Source organism: Pseudoalteromonas sp. c7(2019) (genome assembly GCF_011378625.1).
GTDB classification, from domain to species: Bacteria; Pseudomonadota; Gammaproteobacteria; order Enterobacterales; family Alteromonadaceae; genus Pseudoalteromonas; species Pseudoalteromonas arctica.
The window spans coordinates 174,751-192,426 of the sequence record NZ_WTKS01000002.1 but is presented as its reverse complement, the minus strand read 5'-3'; the positions used below and the strand labels follow the sequence as shown (position 1 = coordinate 192,426).

Sequence of the window (17,676 nt, the reverse complement as noted above, 5' to 3'; positions counted from 1 at the left end):
AAACTAATCATTGCAGTCGTTAATTTGCCAAATTATTGGCATTCCCGGATAGCTGGAGAGCACCATGAAGTATAAGTTGTTATTTATTAGCCTTAGTATAAGTGCGGTGCTTTGCAGTGCTCACTCGCAAGCTGCTATGCGCCAATACACAGCAACCCAAGACAACTCCAACTGGGAAGTCGTTAAAACAACGCGCTTACAATGCCAGTTAAATCATGAGGTTCCTTATTACGGTGAAGCTATATTTAAAGCTTCAGCAAGTAAAAATAAAAACTTAACATTTAATTTAGATATGGTTGTACGCCCAGATAACTACGCAATTGCAGGTTTAAAAGCAGTGCCACCTACATGGCGTGCAGGATTGCCCGCTCGCGATATTGCAAATATGAAATTACTTAAAAAGTTTGATGGCGAGCTAGGCAATAAAACCGCATGGGAAATGCTTACCGAGCTTGAAAAAGGCTACTACCCTACTTTTTATTATCAAGACTGGCAAAACAGTGCCGATAAAATTGCCGTTGGTATATCGAGCGTAAACTTTAAACAAGCTTACTGGGCTTTTTTACAATGCCGTGATGAGCTACTCCCTTACAGCTTTGAAGATATTTCGTTTACTATAATGAACTATCAATCTAACAGCAGTAAATTAACTAAATCCTCGCAACAACGTCTTGATAAGATTGCTGAGTATTTAAAAAATGATGCAAGCATAGAGTCCATTAGTATTGACTCATACACAGATAGTTATGGCGGACGCTGGAATAACTTAGATTTATCGCGCAAGCGCGCCAAAACTATAAAGGATTATATGGTGAGCTTGGGTGTTGATGAAGCAAAAGTACAAACAACCGGTTTGGGCGAAAAACGCTTTGTTGATAATAACGATAACATTTTAAGCCGAGACAAAAACCGTCGTTTAATTATTCAAATTGAAAAAATGTAGTAAAGCTAATTTGCGCTTACTTTCTTTCGCTTTAAAAACTTATCACCAAATTGAAAAAATGTAGTAAAGCTAATTTGTGTTTACTTTCTTTCGCTTTAAAAACTTATCACCAAATTGGAAAAAACCTAGACTAATTAAAATAATAACCGCACCAATTATTAGTTCTTGGCTTAATGACTCATTATTTAGCCAAGCTCCCAAGGCTAACGCAAAGCTAGGAGTTATAAGTGTAGTAAGTGATACCGTGCTTGCATTTAGGTTTTGCAGCACATGAAAATACGCCAAAGCCCCTACTAAAGATCCAAATATTCCTAGATAACCAATAGCCCACAATGATTTTGCACTCCAGTTTTGTATATGCAACTCACCATCTAATAACCACCAAGCAATAAAAAAGAGTGGGGTTACAAAAACTAAGGCACCAAATGTTGTCGCCATAGGATGAATCGCAATCTGTACGCGCTTGATCATCACACCACTTAAACTAAAAAAGCAGACAGCCATAAACACATAAAGCAACCCGAGCCCTTGAGTTTGCGAGTTTTGTACTTGGTTATAACTAACAAAATATAAGCCAATTAAGGCGCACGCTAACGCAACTAATTTAATCGGGCTAAATTTAGGTTCATTTAATAATTGCTGAGCAAGCAACCCCGACAAAATAGGTGCAAGGCCAAACATAAGCGAAATAATACCAGAAGGGACTGTTTTAGCTGCCATATAGCTCAACAACATACCGCCAAAAATACCTATACTCGAATAAAAATAAAGTAAGCATGCATTTTTGCTCCAAGGCACTCTAATATTTGTAATAGCAACAATTAAGCCGCCTAACAATAGCCCCACCAGCATTCGCATTAACACTGCAAGTGTTGGCGATACAGTTTCACTACTCCACACTATACCCAGTGGTGTAGTAGACCATATAAGAACCATTAAAAAATACGATACTTTAACTGGCACGTGCCATCCCTACGCTTTATATGAATCAATAAAACAAAGAATAAATTATACGCTCACTACCGTGTTTTAGTACTTTTTAAACACTAAAGTCCTTAATAAATACAGTTGTAAATTGTAAGTTACATTTTAATACTGCTCTTTTATTACAAAACTATTTGAGATTTGAGCAACTAGTTATATGGTGCATCAATATTAATAATAATTAAGGTAATTAAGTGCTTAAAAATAAAACAACTGGAAGCATGTTAATTGTTGCAGGCACCACTATTGGTGCGGGTATGTTGGCATTGCCAATTGCATCTGCCGGGCTTGGGTTTAGTACTGCACTTGCATTAATAATTGCTAGCTGGTTACTAATGACCTACACCGCACTACTCATGTTAGAGCTACACCAATATGCACCACGCGATGCTACATTAAATACATTGGCTAAATTATGGCTTGGAAAACGCGGACAATATATTGCGAATTTTTCGATGGTTTTTTTATTTTACGCTTTATGCGCTGCTTATATTGCAGGTGGTGGTGCACAACTCCAAGCGCGTATAAATATAGGCTTTGATGTAGATATAGCCCCACAGTTTGGCTCTGTGATTCTTGCTGTTATTATTGCAAGTGTAGTAACGCTAGGCACTAGCAAGGTAGATAAACTAAATAGAGTGTTATTTACAATAAAAATTATTGTGTTAGCTAGCTTGTTTTACATGCTTACCCCTTATGTGCAAGGTAAGCACTTATTAGAGATGCCTGTGGAGCAAGGGTTAATCCTTTCAGCTATACCGGTTATATTTACTTCGTTTGGCTTTCATGGATCTATCCCCTCTATTGTTAAATATGTTGGTGTTGAAATAAAAGTACTGCGCAAAGTAATGATTGCTGGAGCCGCCCTACCTTTAGTCATTTATATTTTTTGGCAACTACTTAGCCAAGGTATTATGAGCCAAGCTGATTTACTCAACAGCCAAGGTCTTAATGGGTTTGTATCTAGCGTGGCAAGTATTGCGCATAACCCAAGTGTGGCAACGGCCGTTAAATTATTTGCTGATTTAGCACTTGCGACATCATTTTTAGGGGTGAGTTTAGGGTTATTTGATTTTTTTGCTGATGCATTTAAAAAGGGTGACAATAAAACAGACCGAATTAAAACGGCCTTAATTACGTTCATTCCGCCACTTGGCTTTGCATTATTTTATCCTCAAGGCTTTATTATGGCCTTAGGTTACGCAGCAATAGCACTTGTTGTACTGGCAATATTTTTACCTGTAGCAATGGTTTATAAACAGCGTACAACATCAAATAAAACAGGCTACCAAGTTAAAAGTGGGAATGTTGGGCTTGGTATAGCAGCTATATGTGGCATAACTATTATTGCTGCGCAGTTTATGCAAATGGCGGGGCTTATTCCTGCTATCGGTTAAAGATTGCTGCTGTTTGTTTAAATTTAGATAATAAAAAACCGCACATCATTAGTAATGATGTGCGGTTTTTTATATTAACTGCGTTTATTTACAAACGTCAGCTACAGCATTTGAAAAGTATTCAATATTTGAATGACTAACACCTGCAACATTTACGCGGCTAGAGCCAACAATGTAAATGCCGTATTCTTTTTGTAGGCGAGCAATTTGCTCTTTATTAATACCTAAGAAAGAAAACATACCGTTTTGGCGTTCAATAAATGAGAAGTCTTGAGCAATATCTTTAGTTGCTAAGCTTTCTTTAATTAAGCTACGTAAGCCATTTATACGGCTACGCATTTCATCAAGCTCAGAGTGCCACAATTGTGTAAGCTCTGTACTGCTTAAAATAGTATTAACAATGTCAGCACCATGCGCTGGCGGCATTGAGTAAATACTACGTACAACGCTTAGCATTACAGAGTTTGAAATATCTGCTGTTGCGCTGTCTTTTGCAATTAGTGAACATGCACCAATACGCTCGCGGTATAAGCCAAAGTTTTTAGAACATGAAGAACAAATAATTAGCTCTTCTACTGCATCGGCTAAAATACGTAAGCCACGTGCATCTTCTTCAAGTGAGGCACCAAAGCCTTGGTATGCAATATCAACAAGTGGTGTAAAGCCAACTTCTTTTGCCAGTTCGGCAACCGTGTTCCACTGTGTTTCGTTTAAATCCATACCGCTTGGGTTATGACAACATGCATGCAGTAAAACCACATCACCTTTAGGCACTTGTTTAAGTGTGTTGATCATTTCATCAAATAATAAATCTTTATTTTCGTAATCGTAATATGGGTATTCTTTTACTGTTAAGCCTGCAGCTTCAAACAAGCTAATATGGTTAGCCCATGTTGGGTTAGTTACCCAAACAGTCGCGTCTGTATTACAACGCTTAATAAATTCAGCTGCAACACGAAGTGCACCCGTACCACCAGGAGCTTGCGCGGTACGTACGCGGTTAGCTAGTAATACTTGATGCTCACCTAATAGTAACTGCTCCATTTTTTGGCAGTAATCTAAATTACCCGCTAAACCAATGTAAGATTTGCTCATTTCGTTTTCAAGACGAAACGCTTCAGCTTTTTTAACCGCTTTAAGAACCGGTGTATTGCCTTGCTCATCTTTGTAGACACCTACACCTAAATCAATTTTATTAGGGTTTGTATCTTGTTTATAGGCCGCCATAAGGCCAAGAATAGGATCTGTTGGTAATGGTTTTAATACTGAGAACATTGGCTATCTCTTATCGTTATTTAGGGGTTAGCTGTTAAGCTAAGCTTAACATAAAAGCACATCATATTGACTAGCGTTATTTACACTAGAAAGTGAGGAATTTTAATACAACATGCAATTAAAACGGCAAGTGTCTTTTCATCAAAAAAATCATTTTTAAAGGCTTCTGCATCTACAATACCAACGCATTCATTTTGTGCATTAAATAAAGGTAGGCAGGTTTCTGATTTAACTTTAGGATCGCATGTGTAGTATTCACCACCTTGTGATAAATACGCCTCAACGTTATTAATAATGCGGCCCTTGTGAGATAGCGCAACCTGTACGTTGTTACTGCCAGCTGCAAATGCTTGCGTTAAAGGAAACAACGGACGACTAGGCGCTCCATGATAAGCCAATTTTAATAGTTGATTACCTTCAGGGGTATTAGTTGATTGATAAATACCATACCAATCAACGCCCGTTTGCTGCTCAATGTAGCTTACAATACTTTGTAAAGTAGCCAGCTTAAACTGTGTTTGCTCATCATTTTTAATATAGTCAGTTAATTTGAATGGCTCATCTTGTAAGTAACCAAATAAACTACATGCACCGCCCTCGCCAAGCTCAGGTATTTGATACTCCCAACACACATCAGGCAAAGCAGTGTTTGCTAAATGTAGATCAAGCTTTTCAAGCTCTGTTGAAATCAAAGCTGGATTAGCACTAAGTTGTGCTTGTTTTAAGTAAGAAGAAATCATTTGGCCATCCATACATCTAAAGTTTCGAGAATAATAGCATGGATATTTTTACAGAGCTAGCTCAACTTGTAGCACATTTCAACTTGGTTACCACTGGCGTTATAAGTGACTTTTTCGGCTATTTCTTCTAATAAAGACACCCCTCTGCCAAATTCGTTATTAGCCTTTGCCAACTCATCGTGCTTACTACTAAACCCTCTGCCTGAATCACAAATAATAAAATATAAACTGAGCGTGTCGGGGCAATAGCGCATATCAATAATAATCATGGCATCTGTAAGTTTAGCAAGGGCTGCCTCTCTCAACTCGTAGTATCGAAAAAAGCCGTCTTCTTGTTTTTTAATTTCTGAGTTAAGGCCTAATACACCATGATCAAGCGCATTGTTATAAGCCTCAGACAACAGTAAAAATATATTAGAACGATGAGTATTTAACCCCTCAACACTGCTTAAAATATTAACGACGTCGTAAACGGGGTCTGTTTTTTTTATTTGCTCTGAGTTTAGGCTCAAAGACAAATTAAAAGCCAAAGTAGAAAATGCTTCTCGCTCTTGTTCCACGGGAATTAAAGGCAGGCAGTTTAGTAAAACAATGCTTAAATCGTCTTGCTGCTTAGTACCATCTGCAAACTTAGTAACATTTGCAACTATGTCTTCACTACTAATCATCGATTTACTTTTTAAGGTTTGTAAAAAACGCTCTTCCCCAAAAAATATATCCTCTTTGTTTGCCGTTTCTATAATACCGTCGGTTGCTAATACTAGGCGTGTATTACTATTTGTTTCAAAATGAATAACTTCATATTCAAATTCTTGTTCATCTAAAATCCCCAGCGCCATATGCTGCGATTCTAATGTTTGTTTTACATTACCGTCTTTATCTATTAGGTATGCATCGGGTAAGCCGCCCATCCATGCAGAAACACTTTTACCTGATGCACTAAGCTCTATAATGGTTGCAGCACAAAACATATGCCCAGGTAGTAGGTTGTACAATAGTGTATTTAGCTCACAGGCAATATCGTTAACCGCCATGCCTTTTTGTACCATAGTATAAAACACACGAGAAGTTGGTAATGCACCAATAGCTGCAGCAAGGCCATGGCCCGTAAAATCTCCCAACATGCAATACAAATTACCGATTGGGCTTTGCGCTACTAAAAACATATCGCCGTTAAACATAGAGGCAGGTGATAAATTAAAATCTAAATACTCTTTAAACTTACCTTGGTTTTCTAATGAGTTATTAAAAATGTGCTCAATTATTTCGTGTTCACGTTCAATTTGGTTGTGATGATATTCAAGCAATTTCTTTTGTTGGTTTGCTTTTTTACTCAGCTCTCTGGTGCGAATATGTGCTTTAATTTTTGCATGCAGAATAACTTTTTCAAATGGTTTATGAATAAAGTCATCGCCACCCACTTCGAGGCAGCGCTCAAAACTTGCTTGATCTTCTAAGGAGGTTATAAAAATAATCGGTAAGTAAACTTCACTATACTGCTGCTTTATTTTTTCAGCAGCTTCAAAACCATCCATTACAGGCATTAAAACATCAAGTAAAACAACGTCTATTTGCTCTCTTTTAAGTACATTAAGCGCATCTAGCCCGTTATAAGCCACTGATATTTTATAGCCCTCTTGCTCAAGCATTTTACTTAGTAAAATGCGATTGAGCGCCTGATCATCCACAATTAACACATGTATCATTAGCTAATATCAAACTTTTTATCAAAACGTGAAATTTGTAGAATTTTTCTAAGCTGAGGTTGGCAATTGCTTATTTCGATAGTTTTCACTTGGCTATCAATTGTTTTTTTCATGTTAAGTAACATGCCAAGTGCTGAGCTATCCATGTAGTCAGTCTCTCTTAAATCGATAATAACCTTTACTGTTTTTTCGCTCATTTGAGCATAAGCTTGGCGAAAAGATTGCACTAAATTAAAGTCAAATTTACCTTTGATTTGTATTGTTAATGTAGTGCCATCGACTGATTCATTCTTAGTTAAACTCATATTAAACTCCAATAATATTTCCTTTGAACTAAATATAACCTGTTAAAAGTATTTAGCAAAAAGAAAAACACACAACTTCAAATTTGCTATCATTTACGCCAATATTTAATTAATTTTTATCCATAAAGGTAAGGTATGAGTGATAGTCACTTAGTATATTCAACAAGTACGGGTCGCATTGACCAGCCAAAACCAGAAAAAGAGTTAGAAGCTAAGCTGTTTAAAGATGGTTTTATTCGCATTGAGCGTCAAACAAAAGGACGTAAAGGCAAAGGCGTAATGTTAGTTGTAGGCATTGATCCAAAAGATCATGATTTAAAAAAGTTAGCTAAAACTATAAAAAGCAAAATGGGCCAAGGCGGCGCAGTAAAAGAAGGCATTATTGAAGTGCAAGGTGATGACCGCGATAAACTAAAAGCCATTTTAGAAGCGTTAAAATTTAAAGTTAAAATTGCGGGTGGTTAACCCGCAATTTTATTAGCTACTTACTTCGCTATTTGAGAGTTCATTTAACCTTTCATACAATTTTGGTAGTTCGTGCTCAGCAATTGGTTTACTAAAATAATAGCCTTGTACAATGAAGCAATTATTATTTTGTAAAAACTGCATCTGCTCTATTGTCTCAACCCCTTCTGCGACCACGTCTAGCTTTAACTTTTGCGCCATGGCAATAATAGCGGCTGTGATTTCCATATCATTTGTATCCTCAGGGATATCTTTTACAAATGAACGGTCAATTTTCAATATATCAACCGGGAATCGTTTTAAGTAACTGAGTGACGAATAGCCAGTACCAAAATCATCAATAGAAATAGATATACCTAAGGCTTTAAGCTCGTGGAGTTGTGTAATTGCAGCTTCTACATTTCCCATTAGCATACTTTCGGTAAGCTCTAAGTGAAGGCGCTTAGCCGAAACACCCGTCCTAATTATCATTTTACTCAGCGTTGAGACTAAGCTTGAGTCTTTGAACTGGCGAGCCGATAAGTTTATCGATATATTATTTTCTAAGCCTTGCTTTGTTAATCTTACGGCAAAATCACAAGACTCTTGAAGCACCCATTCGCCTAATTCAACTATAAGGCCTGTCGCTTCTGCAATAGGAATAAATTTATCTGGAGGGATTGCGCCTTCAGTTGGGTGGAACCATCTTAATAACGCTTCATAGCCAATGACCTGATGAGTACGACTATCAACTTGAGGTTGGTAGTAAACTACAAACTGTTTTTCTTTTAGTCCTATACGTAGCTCATTTTCAATAAATAAACGCTCATTAGCGGCTGCGTTCAATTCTTGGCTATAAAAATGGAATGTATTACGCCCTTTTGCTTTTGCTTCATACATTGCTAAGTCAGCATGTTTTAATAACTGATCCTCTTCTAGGCTATCGTACGGAGCCATTGTAATACCAATACTCGCGCTCACAATAACTTCATTACTACCTAGTTTTATAGGCACATTCAGTGTTTTTTGAATTGTATTGGCAACATCAGTCGCGTGAGCTTGACTTTCTATACCACTGAGTAATACTGCAAATTCATCACCACCTAAGCGCGCTATGGTGTCCTCGGCTCGTAAACGTTTTTTAAGTCTGTTTGCCACTTCAATTAATAATTGATCGCCGGCATCGTGACCTAATGTATCGTTAATACGTTTAAATTCGTCTAAATCAAAGTAAAACAAAGCAAATGCATAATGCCCGCGTTCTGCTAATGCCATTGATTTACGCAATTGCATTCTAAAAAACGTTCTGTTGGCAAGGCCCGTAAGGGTGTCAAAGTAAGCAAGCTGCTCCATTTTACGCTGGCTTTCTTTTACAAACGAAATATCTTGTGCAGATGCTACATAGCTGGTTATTTCACCGCCCTCTTCACGAATTGGCGAAACACTTAAAGACACCCAAATTGGCTCTTTATTCAAGCCTTGAATTAATGTATCACCGCGCCAGTAATTACGGCTACGTAAATCTATGTCTATATCTTCAACTAAAATAGACATTTCTGAGGCAATAATATTAAGTAATGGTGCTCTATTAAAATGACTTTCTGGGTAGCCTGTCATTTCGAGCATTTTTGGATTTACGTATTCAATTACAAAATTCTCATCGGTGATCACAACGCCAGTGCCCGAGAATGCTACCGCTTTAGATAAACGGTTAGCTGCTTTTTCAGCAATTTCTTTTTCTGTAATTCTCTGGTTTAAGCCATCGATAAGTTTGCGAATTTCTACCGTCATGTCTCTAAATGAGCCATTAAGCGTGCCAATTTCATCTTTGTTTTCTGGTGGAAATTCTGTAGTTAATTGACCTTTGCCAAAACTTGTAACTGCATAAACCAAAGTATGTAAACGGCGAAGGACTAGTTGATAAAGCGCTTGATGCAGCAATAAGGCAACTAATATTGCGTATAAAATAAAGAGACCAAAAAACTTCAGTTTTAAATCTTGTAATGCAGATAACGTCGATGAACGCTTTTTATATACCCCTATGTACCAATCTAAGTCATCAATCTTACGAATATTGATAATATGAGCTTCGTCATTTTTTTCAAACGAATTTGCGTATTCAGGTAATTTCACCGCAATTACATCATCAATAATCGACTGCAGCGCTGGGTTTACAAATTCGTTAGTAGCGAGTGCTTTATTATCACTACCATAGTCGGCTAGTAAGGTCGGATTTAAATCTGGGTGTGCTAACAATTGCCCTTTACTATCAAACACAAGTAGGTGTTTTTCTTTATCACCAACAGGTAAAAATGAAATAAGTTTGTTGAGGGAAATATCGCTCCCTGTCACACCTAAAAACTCATTATCGACATAAACTGGCACTAGTAAGCTAATAACCCATTTGCGCCATACTGTATCGTAATAGACTTTTGACCATGCAGGCTCTCTTACTGTTTCAAGCGTGCTTTTAATCGATTTATAAGTTGAGCCATTCGTTGCTCTAAAGTCGGCAGGTGCGTTTAATGCCCAATTAGGGGGAGAAACACGAATAAAATCATCATCTGTTATTAAATAAAAGTTAAAAAAGTCGTGTACCAGTGTAGGAGAAATTATGCGCCACAGCATCTCAGAATCATTAAATAGGCGTTTATAAAAAGGAGAGTAATTTTGCTGTGGTAAAAATGCTGCTGATAAACCATCAGCAGAGGCACTTCGAATCGTACCGTCACTATTAAATTGTAGCTGTGATTTATTGCTTAAATTAATTGGTGAATTGGGTTGAAAAATTTGTTGTGTTACTACGTTATTAGCTTGCTGAGCAATATTTACTTTTGTTTTAATGCGCTCATTAAATTGCTTCACTAATAAATCTGTCGAGCTTTTTAAAACTTCGTGTTCTTCAAAAACGAGTTGTTTCTCTTCAGATTTAAGCATTAAGGCAGCCGCACATACCCCAGCTATTAAGCAAATAGCGGATATGAGTAGCGATAGTTTTACACTTAAAGAATTCAATCCAAAACGCGATGGAGGGCGTCTGTAAACCACGGGTCAACCTTAATTATTAATAATTGTTATTATTTGAACCAGTTAACGAAATATACCAGATCCGCATTCATATTTATAAATTATTTGTAAACTTTCTATAAAAACTAATATAGGGAAATAAATAGTACTCTAAGCTTATTTAGATCTTTATTGACATTGGTAGCAACTCTCCATACATTAACTGCATGAACATATTTATCTCTCGCACTTTTTTTTCGTTTTTTAGCTTCTTTATATAGAAGAGGCTTCCCTGTTTGTGAGATAAAATCAATCGAATAGTAAAGCCTCCCAACCGGGAGGCTTTTTTGTTTTTGCTGTGTAATAACAGCCTACTTTTGGAATGAGGATACCAAAATGACAAATGATGTATTAAATGCACTAAGACACGATATAAATGAAATAGACTCCGATTTACTCGTGTTATTAGCTAAACGTCGTCGTATTAGCCACGGTGTGGTTGAGTATAAAATTGCTAACAACAAGCCAATTCGCGATGAAGCACGTGAACTCGCACTTTTAGAGAAACTGATTGGTTATGGTAAATCACTAGGTTTAGATGCTTACTACGTGAATAATGTTTTTCAAACTATTTTGGAAGACTCTGTTTTACACCAACAAGCAATGCTACAAAAAAACCTGAATCCAGATGCCCTTAGTGAAACACACCGTGTAACTTACTTAGGTGGTCAGGGTTCTTATAGCCAACTAGCATGCCATAAATATTTTAGCCGCCGCCCGGGTAAATTAGTTGAAATTGGCTGTACATCGTTTGACGAAATAACAGGTAAAGTAGAAAACGGCCAAGCTGATTTTGGTTTATTACCCATTGAAAACACAAGCTCTGGCAGTATTAACGAGGTGTTTGACTTATTACAGCACGCGCAAGTGTCTATTGTTGGAGAAGTAACTCACAGTGTAGAGCATTGCTTACTCGCCAACCCTGATACTGAACTTAGTCAACTAACAAAAATATTTGCACACCCACAACCATTTGCGCAGTGCAGCCGTTTTTTACAGGGCTTAGGTGATTTACAACACGAAACATGTGACTCAACATCAAGCGCGCTACAATCAGCTCTGAACACACCATACAGTGCTGCAATTGGCTCTGCACAAGCGGGGAAAAATGTCGGGCTTGAGGTTATTAAATCAAACCTAGCTAATCAAAGCGAAAACCATAGTCGCTTTATTGTTGTTGCACGTAAGCCTCTACAAGTGTCTAACCAAATTCCAACTAAAACGAGTTTGATCATGTCGACAAAACAACAAGCGGGCTCACTAGCCGATGCGTTAATGATTTTTAAGCAGCATAAGATTAATTTAGTAAAACTTGAATCTCGCCCTACTCCGGGCAATCCGTGGGAAGAAGTTTTTTATGTTGACCTAGAAGCAAACTTAGCTGAAAGCCAAGTAAAAGAAGCGCTAGAAGAACTTAAAGAGCACACCCAATATGTACGTATTTTAGGATGCTACCAAAGCGAGTCACTACAAGCAGTAAGCGTTAATACTTAATAAGCAATTTTACAAATCAAAAAGGGCCGATATCGGCCCTTTTTCGTTAACTAGTACCAGTCTGCATAAATATTTTAGCAATTTAACGAATTAAATCCCCATACTTAAGCAAACGGTATAACAAATATTAATCTAAAACTTTTGAATCATTCGCTTTATTTAATAAGCTTCTGCTTTGCGTTAAAAAGTGTTCTGTCGAGTCAGAAAAGTAAACTTTAGCCTGCGCAAAAGAATCAATAAGCGCGGCTTTATCTCCCGCTTTTAATTTTGCTAATGTACTTGCGAAGGTATCTTGGTACTGTGCAAGTAAGGTTTCGACATCATCGAATTGTGCTAGCATAATATCTGAGTAAAGCTCAGGCGACTGCGCAAATAAACGCCCTACCATCATCAGTTCTAATTGATATATAGGTGACGAGCAGCTACGTAATTCTTCTAGTGTATGACTTTGTTTTGCTAAAAATTGTCCGTACACAAATGTCGTTAAATGGCGCATTACCTGAATAATTTGCATTGCTTCATCATGCTTTTTAGCATCAAGCTCAACAAGCTGACAACCCCATACTTGTAACTGCTGTAACAAACCTTTTGCCGCTTGGTGCTCTCGTCCTTCACATACAACGACTGTTTGTTTTACCCAGTGTGATATATCAGGCCCAAACATAGGATGTAAACCAACCACAGGGCCACTGTGCGCAGCTTTTAGTGCTTTAATAGGCGATTGCTTTACCGATGTAATATCAACTAGTAAACAGTCTTCATCTAGTTTAGGTAACTTAGCAACGACAGCGTCTAATGCATTAATAGGTACGCTAATCATTACCAGCTTGGCACCTTTTAAAATACTTTTCGCATCGTTTTGCTGATCTTTATCTAAAATTTTAACTTCGTAACCTGAGCGAATAAACTGCTGTGCAAATAACTGGCCCATGGCACCTTGACCACCCACAATAACAATTGGCGAAAGCTCTGGCGCTGCGCATGCAAGTTTTGCTTGTTGGTTTTGATAGGCTTCTCGCATCATGCGTCTTAGTATATCTTCAACGAGATCTGGGCTTACATTTTGATTTATTGCTTCTTGTCGTCTTGCCGCTAATAGCTCTGCTTCACGGGAAGGTGCATGTAAAGGTGCGCCTGTTTGTTGTTTTATCTCACCAATTTTTTGCGTAATACCATTACGTTTAGCGAGTAAGGCAACAAGTTGTGCATCGCATTCATCTATACCTTCTCTTAGCTGTGCTAAATCACTTATGTCAGCCACGTTCGTCCCACCTTAAAAAACCAAATAACGTAAATATAAATTTACATAAAAGTAAACTAATCAATACGATAAATACTAACAGGATCAGCTAACTGAGAAAAGGCTAAAGCGGAAATTTTACTAATGAGAAATTGAGAATTGAGAATTGAGAATTGAGAATTGAGAATTGAGAAAATAATATTCTAAAACCAAAACGGGTTGCAACCCGAAGGATGCAACCCGTTTTTTTGCGTTGATAAACAGCGCGTATTAGTTAAGTTTTTCTCTAATACGTGCAGATTTACCAGAACGCTCACGTAGATAGTAAAGCTTAGCACGGCGAACTGCACCGCGACGCTTAACTGTTACGCTATCAATAAGAGGGCTGTGCGTTTGGAATACACGCTCAACGCCTTCACCGTTCGAGATTTTACGAACTGTGAATGCTGAGTGAAGACCACGATTACGCTTAGCGATTACAACACCTTCAAAGGCCTGTAGACGCTCTTTAGCACCTTCTTTTACTTTTACCTGTACAACCACTGTATCACCAGGGCCAAATGCAGGTACGTCTGTTTTAAGCTGCTCATCTTCAAGCGCTTTAATAATATTTTGGTTTACTTTTGCCATTATGTTTCTCACTTTCCTAGGTGTAACTGTCTTCTAGCCACAAGCTTTTTGGTACTCTTGCTGAAATTTCGCGAGTAATACCGCTTGCTCCTCAGTCAGAGCTAGGTTATGCAACAAGTCAGGACGTCGTAACCAAGTTCTGCCTAATGACTGCATAAGCCGCCATTTTGCTATCTCTTGGTGGTTACCACTGAGTAATACAGCAGGAACCTGTTTGTCGTCCAATGTTTCTGGTCGTGTATAGTGTGGACAATCTAACAAGCCATCCGAAAATGAATCTTGTTCCGCTGACTGGTTATGACCTAACACACCTGGCACTAATCGCGCTACTGCGTCAATTAATGTCATGGCAGGTAGTTCACCACCACTCAAAATAAAATCACCAATTGACCATTCTTCGTCAACATATGATTCTATTATTCTTTCATCTATACCTTCATAGCGACCGGCAATCAAAATCAGTTTTTTAGAGTTAGCGAGTTCGCTAGCACCTTGCTGATCAAGTTTGCGCCCTTGCGGGGACATATAAATTACTTTAGCACCATCACCAGCTGCTTTTTTAGCTTCGGCAATCGCTTTTTTTAATGGCTCAACCATCATTAACATACCAGGTCCGCCCCCGTAAGGACGGTCATCTACGGTTCTATGCTTATCTAAAGCGTAGTCTCGCGGATTCCAGCAGTTAAAATCAATTAAGCCATTTTTTACTGCGCGACCGGTAACACCTTGGTCTGTAATAGCGTCAAACATGTCTGGAAAAAGGCTTATCACCCCTACCCATAATGAACTAGTTTGCGTCATTAAAAACCAGGATCCCAGTCTACGGTAATTTCTCTTGCGTCGTATTTAACTTCTTTAATAACTGAATCAGTTAAAAAAGGAATCAAACGCTCAGCTTGACCAAATGCGTCTTTACTGTTTGCTTTAACAACCAGTACGTCATTTGACCCTGTCTCCATCAGGTCATCAACAATGCCTAAGCTATAACCTTTATCGGTTACAACAGACATGCCAATGAGATCTCGCCAATAGAACTCACCTTGCGGGAGTTCTGGTAAATGCGCTGCATCCATTGAGATTTCAGCATGGGTATAAGCCATTGCTTCGTCTCGGTCGTTTACCTGCGCAAATTTAGCGATAAAGCCTTTGTTGTGGCGACGCCAGTCGACCACTTCTAAGGACTGCCATTTACCTTGCTGCCCTATCAACCACGGGCTGAAATCGAAGATCCCTACGGGATCATCAGTAAATGAATGTACCTTAAGCCAGCCCTTTATACCATATGGGGCACCGAGCTTTCCTACGACAATTATTGATGAGGTGTTCTCTTGACTCATGGTTACACTTACGCCTATTAAGCCGCTTTACGAGCGTCTTTTACTAACTTAGCTACGCGATCTGAAAGAGATGCGCCCTGACCTACCCAGTGTTCAACACGTGGTAAATCTAAACGAATTTTTTCTTCTTGACCTGAAGCAATTGGGTTAAAAAAGCCTACTTTCTCGATGAAGCGACCGTCACGCGAGAAACGGCTATCCGCAACCACAATTTGATAGAAAGGGCGTTTTTTAGCGCCACCACGTTGCAAACGAATAGTTACCATACCGTCCTCTATAAAGATTGACTGTTTTCATTAATAAGATTTACTCCCCAGAATGGGGAGCTGGGGAATTGTACGAGTTTTTGGCAATAACGCAAGTAAGAAGTGAACCAAAAAGGCAGTTTAGTAGGTTAAACCGTGATCTCAACGACAAATAAGAGTTAAAGGTGTATTACATGCATAATTTATTCAACAAAAAAGGAGCTATTTGCTCCTTTAAATATGATTCGCTATTATTTTAAAAAGTAACTTAATGGTACTTTTTAAAATTTAGGACCGCCGCCGCCCATCATTCCAGGTGGTAACATGCCTTTCATACCGCGCATCATTTTAGTCATGCCGCCTTTACCTTTCATTTTTTTCATCATTTTTTGCATTTGCGTAAACTGCTTAAGCAACTTATTAATCTCTTGTACTTGTGTACCAGAGCCAGCTGCTATGCGTTTTTTACGCGAACCTTTAATGATTTCTGGGCGTGCACGCTCTTTTTTAGTCATAGAGCTAATAATAGCTTCCATTTGGATAAATGTTTTATCACCCATTTGACCTTTAACAGCATCTGGTAAGTTAGACATACCAGGGAGCTTATCAAGCATTGACATCATGCCACCCATGCTTTTCATTTGCTTTAATTGGTCAGCAAAATCATCAAGAGTAAAACCTGCGCCTTTAAATACTTTTTCAGCAACTCTAGCAGCTTGCTCTTTATCTACTTTCATCTCGACTTCTTCGATTAATGAAAGTACGTCACCCATGCCTAAAATACGCGACGCTATACGGTCTGGGTGGAAAGGTTCAAGTGCGTCAGTGCGCTCACCCACACCCATAAACTTAATAGGCTTGCCAGTGATGTGCCGAATAGATAAAGCAGCACCACCACGAGCATCACCATCGGTTTTTGTTAATATAACACCGGTAAGTGGTAATGCTTCGTCGAATGCTTTAGCTGTATTCGCCGCATCTTGACCTGTCATTGCATCAACAACGAACAAGGTTTCAATTGGATTGATTGCTTTATGAAGATCTTTAATTTCATCCATCATGTTGCTATCAACATGTAGACGACCTGCAGTATCAACAAGTACTACATCTATAAATTTCTTTTTAGCATGAGAAATTGCAGCGGTTGCAATATCAACTGGCTTTTGCGAAATATCACTTGGGAAGAAATCAACATCAACTTCTGCTGCAAGCGTTTCTAGCTGTTTAATCGCCGCAGGGCGATAAACATCGGCACTTACTACAAGTACTGATTTCTTTTTTCGCTCTTTTAAAAACTTAGCAAGCTTAGCTACACTGGTGGTTTTACCCGCACCTTGTAGACCCGCTACCATTACAACGGCTGGCGGTTGCGCATTTAGACTTAGCTCTTCATTAGCCTCGCCCATTGCTTTTTCTAGTTCTTCACGCACTATTTTTATAAATACTTGGCCTGGGCTTAAGCTTTTTGTAACTTCAACCCCAACTGCACGTTCTTTAACTTGTTTCACAAAGTCGCGAACAACAGGTAATGCCACATCAGCTTCTAAAAATGCCATACGCACTTCGCGAAGTGTGTCTTTTATGTTGTCTTCCGTCAGACGGCCACGGCCACTGATATTTTTTAAGGTTTTACCTAATCGTTCTTGGAGGTTCTCAAACATGTAACGGTTCCGATAAGACGTTTATATCAATCCATTTAAATTTTACGATTAATTTGATTTTTCAATTAACCTAGATTGACTTATTAAGTTTCAATTAAAAGTAGTATACCGTATATGGCGTCTTACAATATAGTGTTCAAGTGCACCTTGATGAGTTTCTTTTTTTAAGGTCTATGCATTTGCTTTGCTATAAAATACAATGGCTATAT

16 protein-coding genes and 1 other annotated feature are annotated in these 17,676 nt (G+C 38.3%); of the genes, 4 read left to right on the top strand and 12 right to left on the bottom strand.

Features of this window, described 5'->3' with window-relative positions:
• Positions 1 to 64: 64 nt before the first annotated feature.
• Entirely contained in the window at positions 65 to 943 is an 879-nt protein-coding gene (locus GQR38_RS02715) for an OmpA family protein (protein WP_165721335.1), read from the top strand.
• A gap of 69 nt (positions 944 to 1,012) precedes the next feature.
• Here the strand turns inward: GQR38_RS02715 and GQR38_RS02710 are convergent, their stop codons facing one another.
• Positions 1,013 to 1,906 (bottom strand): DMT family transporter, encoded by an 894-nt coding sequence (locus tag GQR38_RS02710; RefSeq protein ID WP_165721334.1) that lies wholly within the window; start codon positions 1,904 to 1,906, stop codon positions 1,013 to 1,015.
• Positions 1,907 to 2,121: 215 nt separating this feature from the next.
• Here GQR38_RS02710 and GQR38_RS02705 point away from each other — a divergent pair, with 215 nt between their 5' ends.
• Positions 2,122 to 3,324 carry an aromatic amino acid transport family protein gene (locus GQR38_RS02705; protein WP_024608927.1) on the top strand — a complete coding sequence of 401 codons (1,203 nt, stop codon included), beginning with the start codon at positions 2,122 to 2,124 and terminating at the stop codon, positions 3,322 to 3,324.
• Positions 3,325 to 3,408: 84 nt separating this feature from the next.
• Here GQR38_RS02705 and GQR38_RS02700 read toward each other — a convergent pair whose 3' ends face one another.
• From GQR38_RS02700 to GQR38_RS02685, 4 genes are all read right to left on the bottom strand, one after another.
• Positions 3,409 to 4,599, bottom strand: coding sequence for an amino acid aminotransferase (locus tag GQR38_RS02700; RefSeq protein ID WP_010554636.1), 1,191 nt, complete (start codon positions 4,597 to 4,599; stop codon positions 3,409 to 3,411).
• An 80-nt stretch (positions 4,600 to 4,679) separates the two neighbouring features.
• A complete protein-coding gene (locus GQR38_RS02695; RefSeq protein WP_024593588.1) occupies positions 4,680 to 5,339 on the bottom strand; it encodes a GAF domain-containing protein in 660 nt (219 codons plus the stop codon).
• A gap of 56 nt (positions 5,340 to 5,395) precedes the next feature.
• On the bottom strand, positions 5,396 to 7,045 hold the full coding sequence (locus tag GQR38_RS02690; protein ID WP_010554634.1) for a SpoIIE family protein phosphatase: 1,650 nt from the start codon (positions 7,043 to 7,045) through the stop codon (positions 5,396 to 5,398).
• Positions 7,045 to 7,350, bottom strand: a complete 306-nt coding sequence (locus GQR38_RS02685; RefSeq protein ID WP_002962948.1) for an STAS domain-containing protein — start codon at positions 7,348 to 7,350, stop codon at positions 7,045 to 7,047. Before GQR38_RS02685 ends, GQR38_RS02690 begins: the two co-directional genes overlap by 1 nt.
• A 135-nt stretch (positions 7,351 to 7,485) precedes the next feature.
• Here GQR38_RS02685 and GQR38_RS02680 point away from each other — a divergent pair, with 135 nt between their 5' ends.
• Positions 7,486 to 7,815 carry a translation initiation factor gene (locus GQR38_RS02680; RefSeq protein WP_007581414.1) on the top strand — a complete coding sequence of 110 codons (330 nt, stop codon included), beginning with the start codon at positions 7,486 to 7,488 and terminating at the stop codon, positions 7,813 to 7,815.
• Between the two features lie 12 nt (positions 7,816 to 7,827).
• On the opposite strand, the gene GQR38_RS02675 is transcribed toward GQR38_RS02680, so the two are convergent.
• Complete coding sequence (locus tag GQR38_RS02675; protein WP_165721333.1) at positions 7,828 to 10,842, bottom strand: EAL domain-containing protein; 3,015 nt, start codon at positions 10,840 to 10,842, stop codon at positions 7,828 to 7,830.
• Positions 10,843 to 11,034: 192 nt separating this feature from the next.
• Positions 11,035 to 11,152, top strand: a sequence feature (Phe leader region).
• Positions 11,153 to 11,196: 44 nt separating this feature from the next.
• On the opposite strand from GQR38_RS02675, the gene GQR38_RS02670 reads away from it, so the two are divergent.
• A complete protein-coding gene (locus tag GQR38_RS02670; protein WP_007581410.1) occupies positions 11,197 to 12,354 on the top strand; it encodes a chorismate mutase in 1,158 nt (385 codons plus the stop codon).
• Positions 12,355 to 12,481: 127 nt separating this feature from the next.
• Here the strand turns inward: GQR38_RS02670 and tyrA are convergent, their stop codons facing one another.
• From tyrA to ffh, 6 genes are all read right to left on the bottom strand, one after another.
• Positions 12,482 to 13,615, bottom strand: coding sequence for a bifunctional chorismate mutase/prephenate dehydrogenase (gene tyrA / locus GQR38_RS02665; RefSeq protein ID WP_165721332.1), 1,134 nt, complete (start codon positions 13,613 to 13,615; stop codon positions 12,482 to 12,484).
• Between the two features lie 249 nt (positions 13,616 to 13,864).
• Positions 13,865 to 14,224: a 50S ribosomal protein L19 gene (gene rplS, locus GQR38_RS02660; protein ID WP_007581406.1), complete on the bottom strand. Its 360-nt coding sequence runs from the start codon at positions 14,222 to 14,224 to the stop codon at positions 13,865 to 13,867.
• A 33-nt stretch (positions 14,225 to 14,257) separates the two neighbouring features.
• Positions 14,258 to 15,025: a tRNA (guanosine(37)-N1)-methyltransferase TrmD gene (gene trmD / locus GQR38_RS02655; RefSeq protein WP_007581405.1), complete on the bottom strand. Its 768-nt coding sequence runs from the start codon at positions 15,023 to 15,025 to the stop codon at positions 14,258 to 14,260.
• Complete coding sequence (gene rimM, locus GQR38_RS02650; RefSeq protein ID WP_010554631.1) at positions 15,025 to 15,561, bottom strand: ribosome maturation factor RimM; 537 nt, start codon at positions 15,559 to 15,561, stop codon at positions 15,025 to 15,027. Before rimM ends, trmD begins: the two co-directional genes overlap by 1 nt.
• 17 nt (positions 15,562 to 15,578) lie before the next feature.
• The gene (gene rpsP / locus GQR38_RS02645; protein ID WP_002962192.1) at positions 15,579 to 15,827 is read right to left on the bottom strand and encodes a 30S ribosomal protein S16; all 249 of its coding nucleotides are present in this window, start codon (positions 15,825 to 15,827) and stop codon (positions 15,579 to 15,581) included.
• Positions 15,828 to 16,087: 260 nt separating this feature from the next.
• On the bottom strand, positions 16,088 to 17,467 hold the full coding sequence (gene ffh, locus GQR38_RS02640; protein ID WP_007581399.1) for a signal recognition particle protein: 1,380 nt from the start codon (positions 17,465 to 17,467) through the stop codon (positions 16,088 to 16,090).
• Between the last annotated feature and the right edge of the window lie 209 nt (positions 17,468 to 17,676).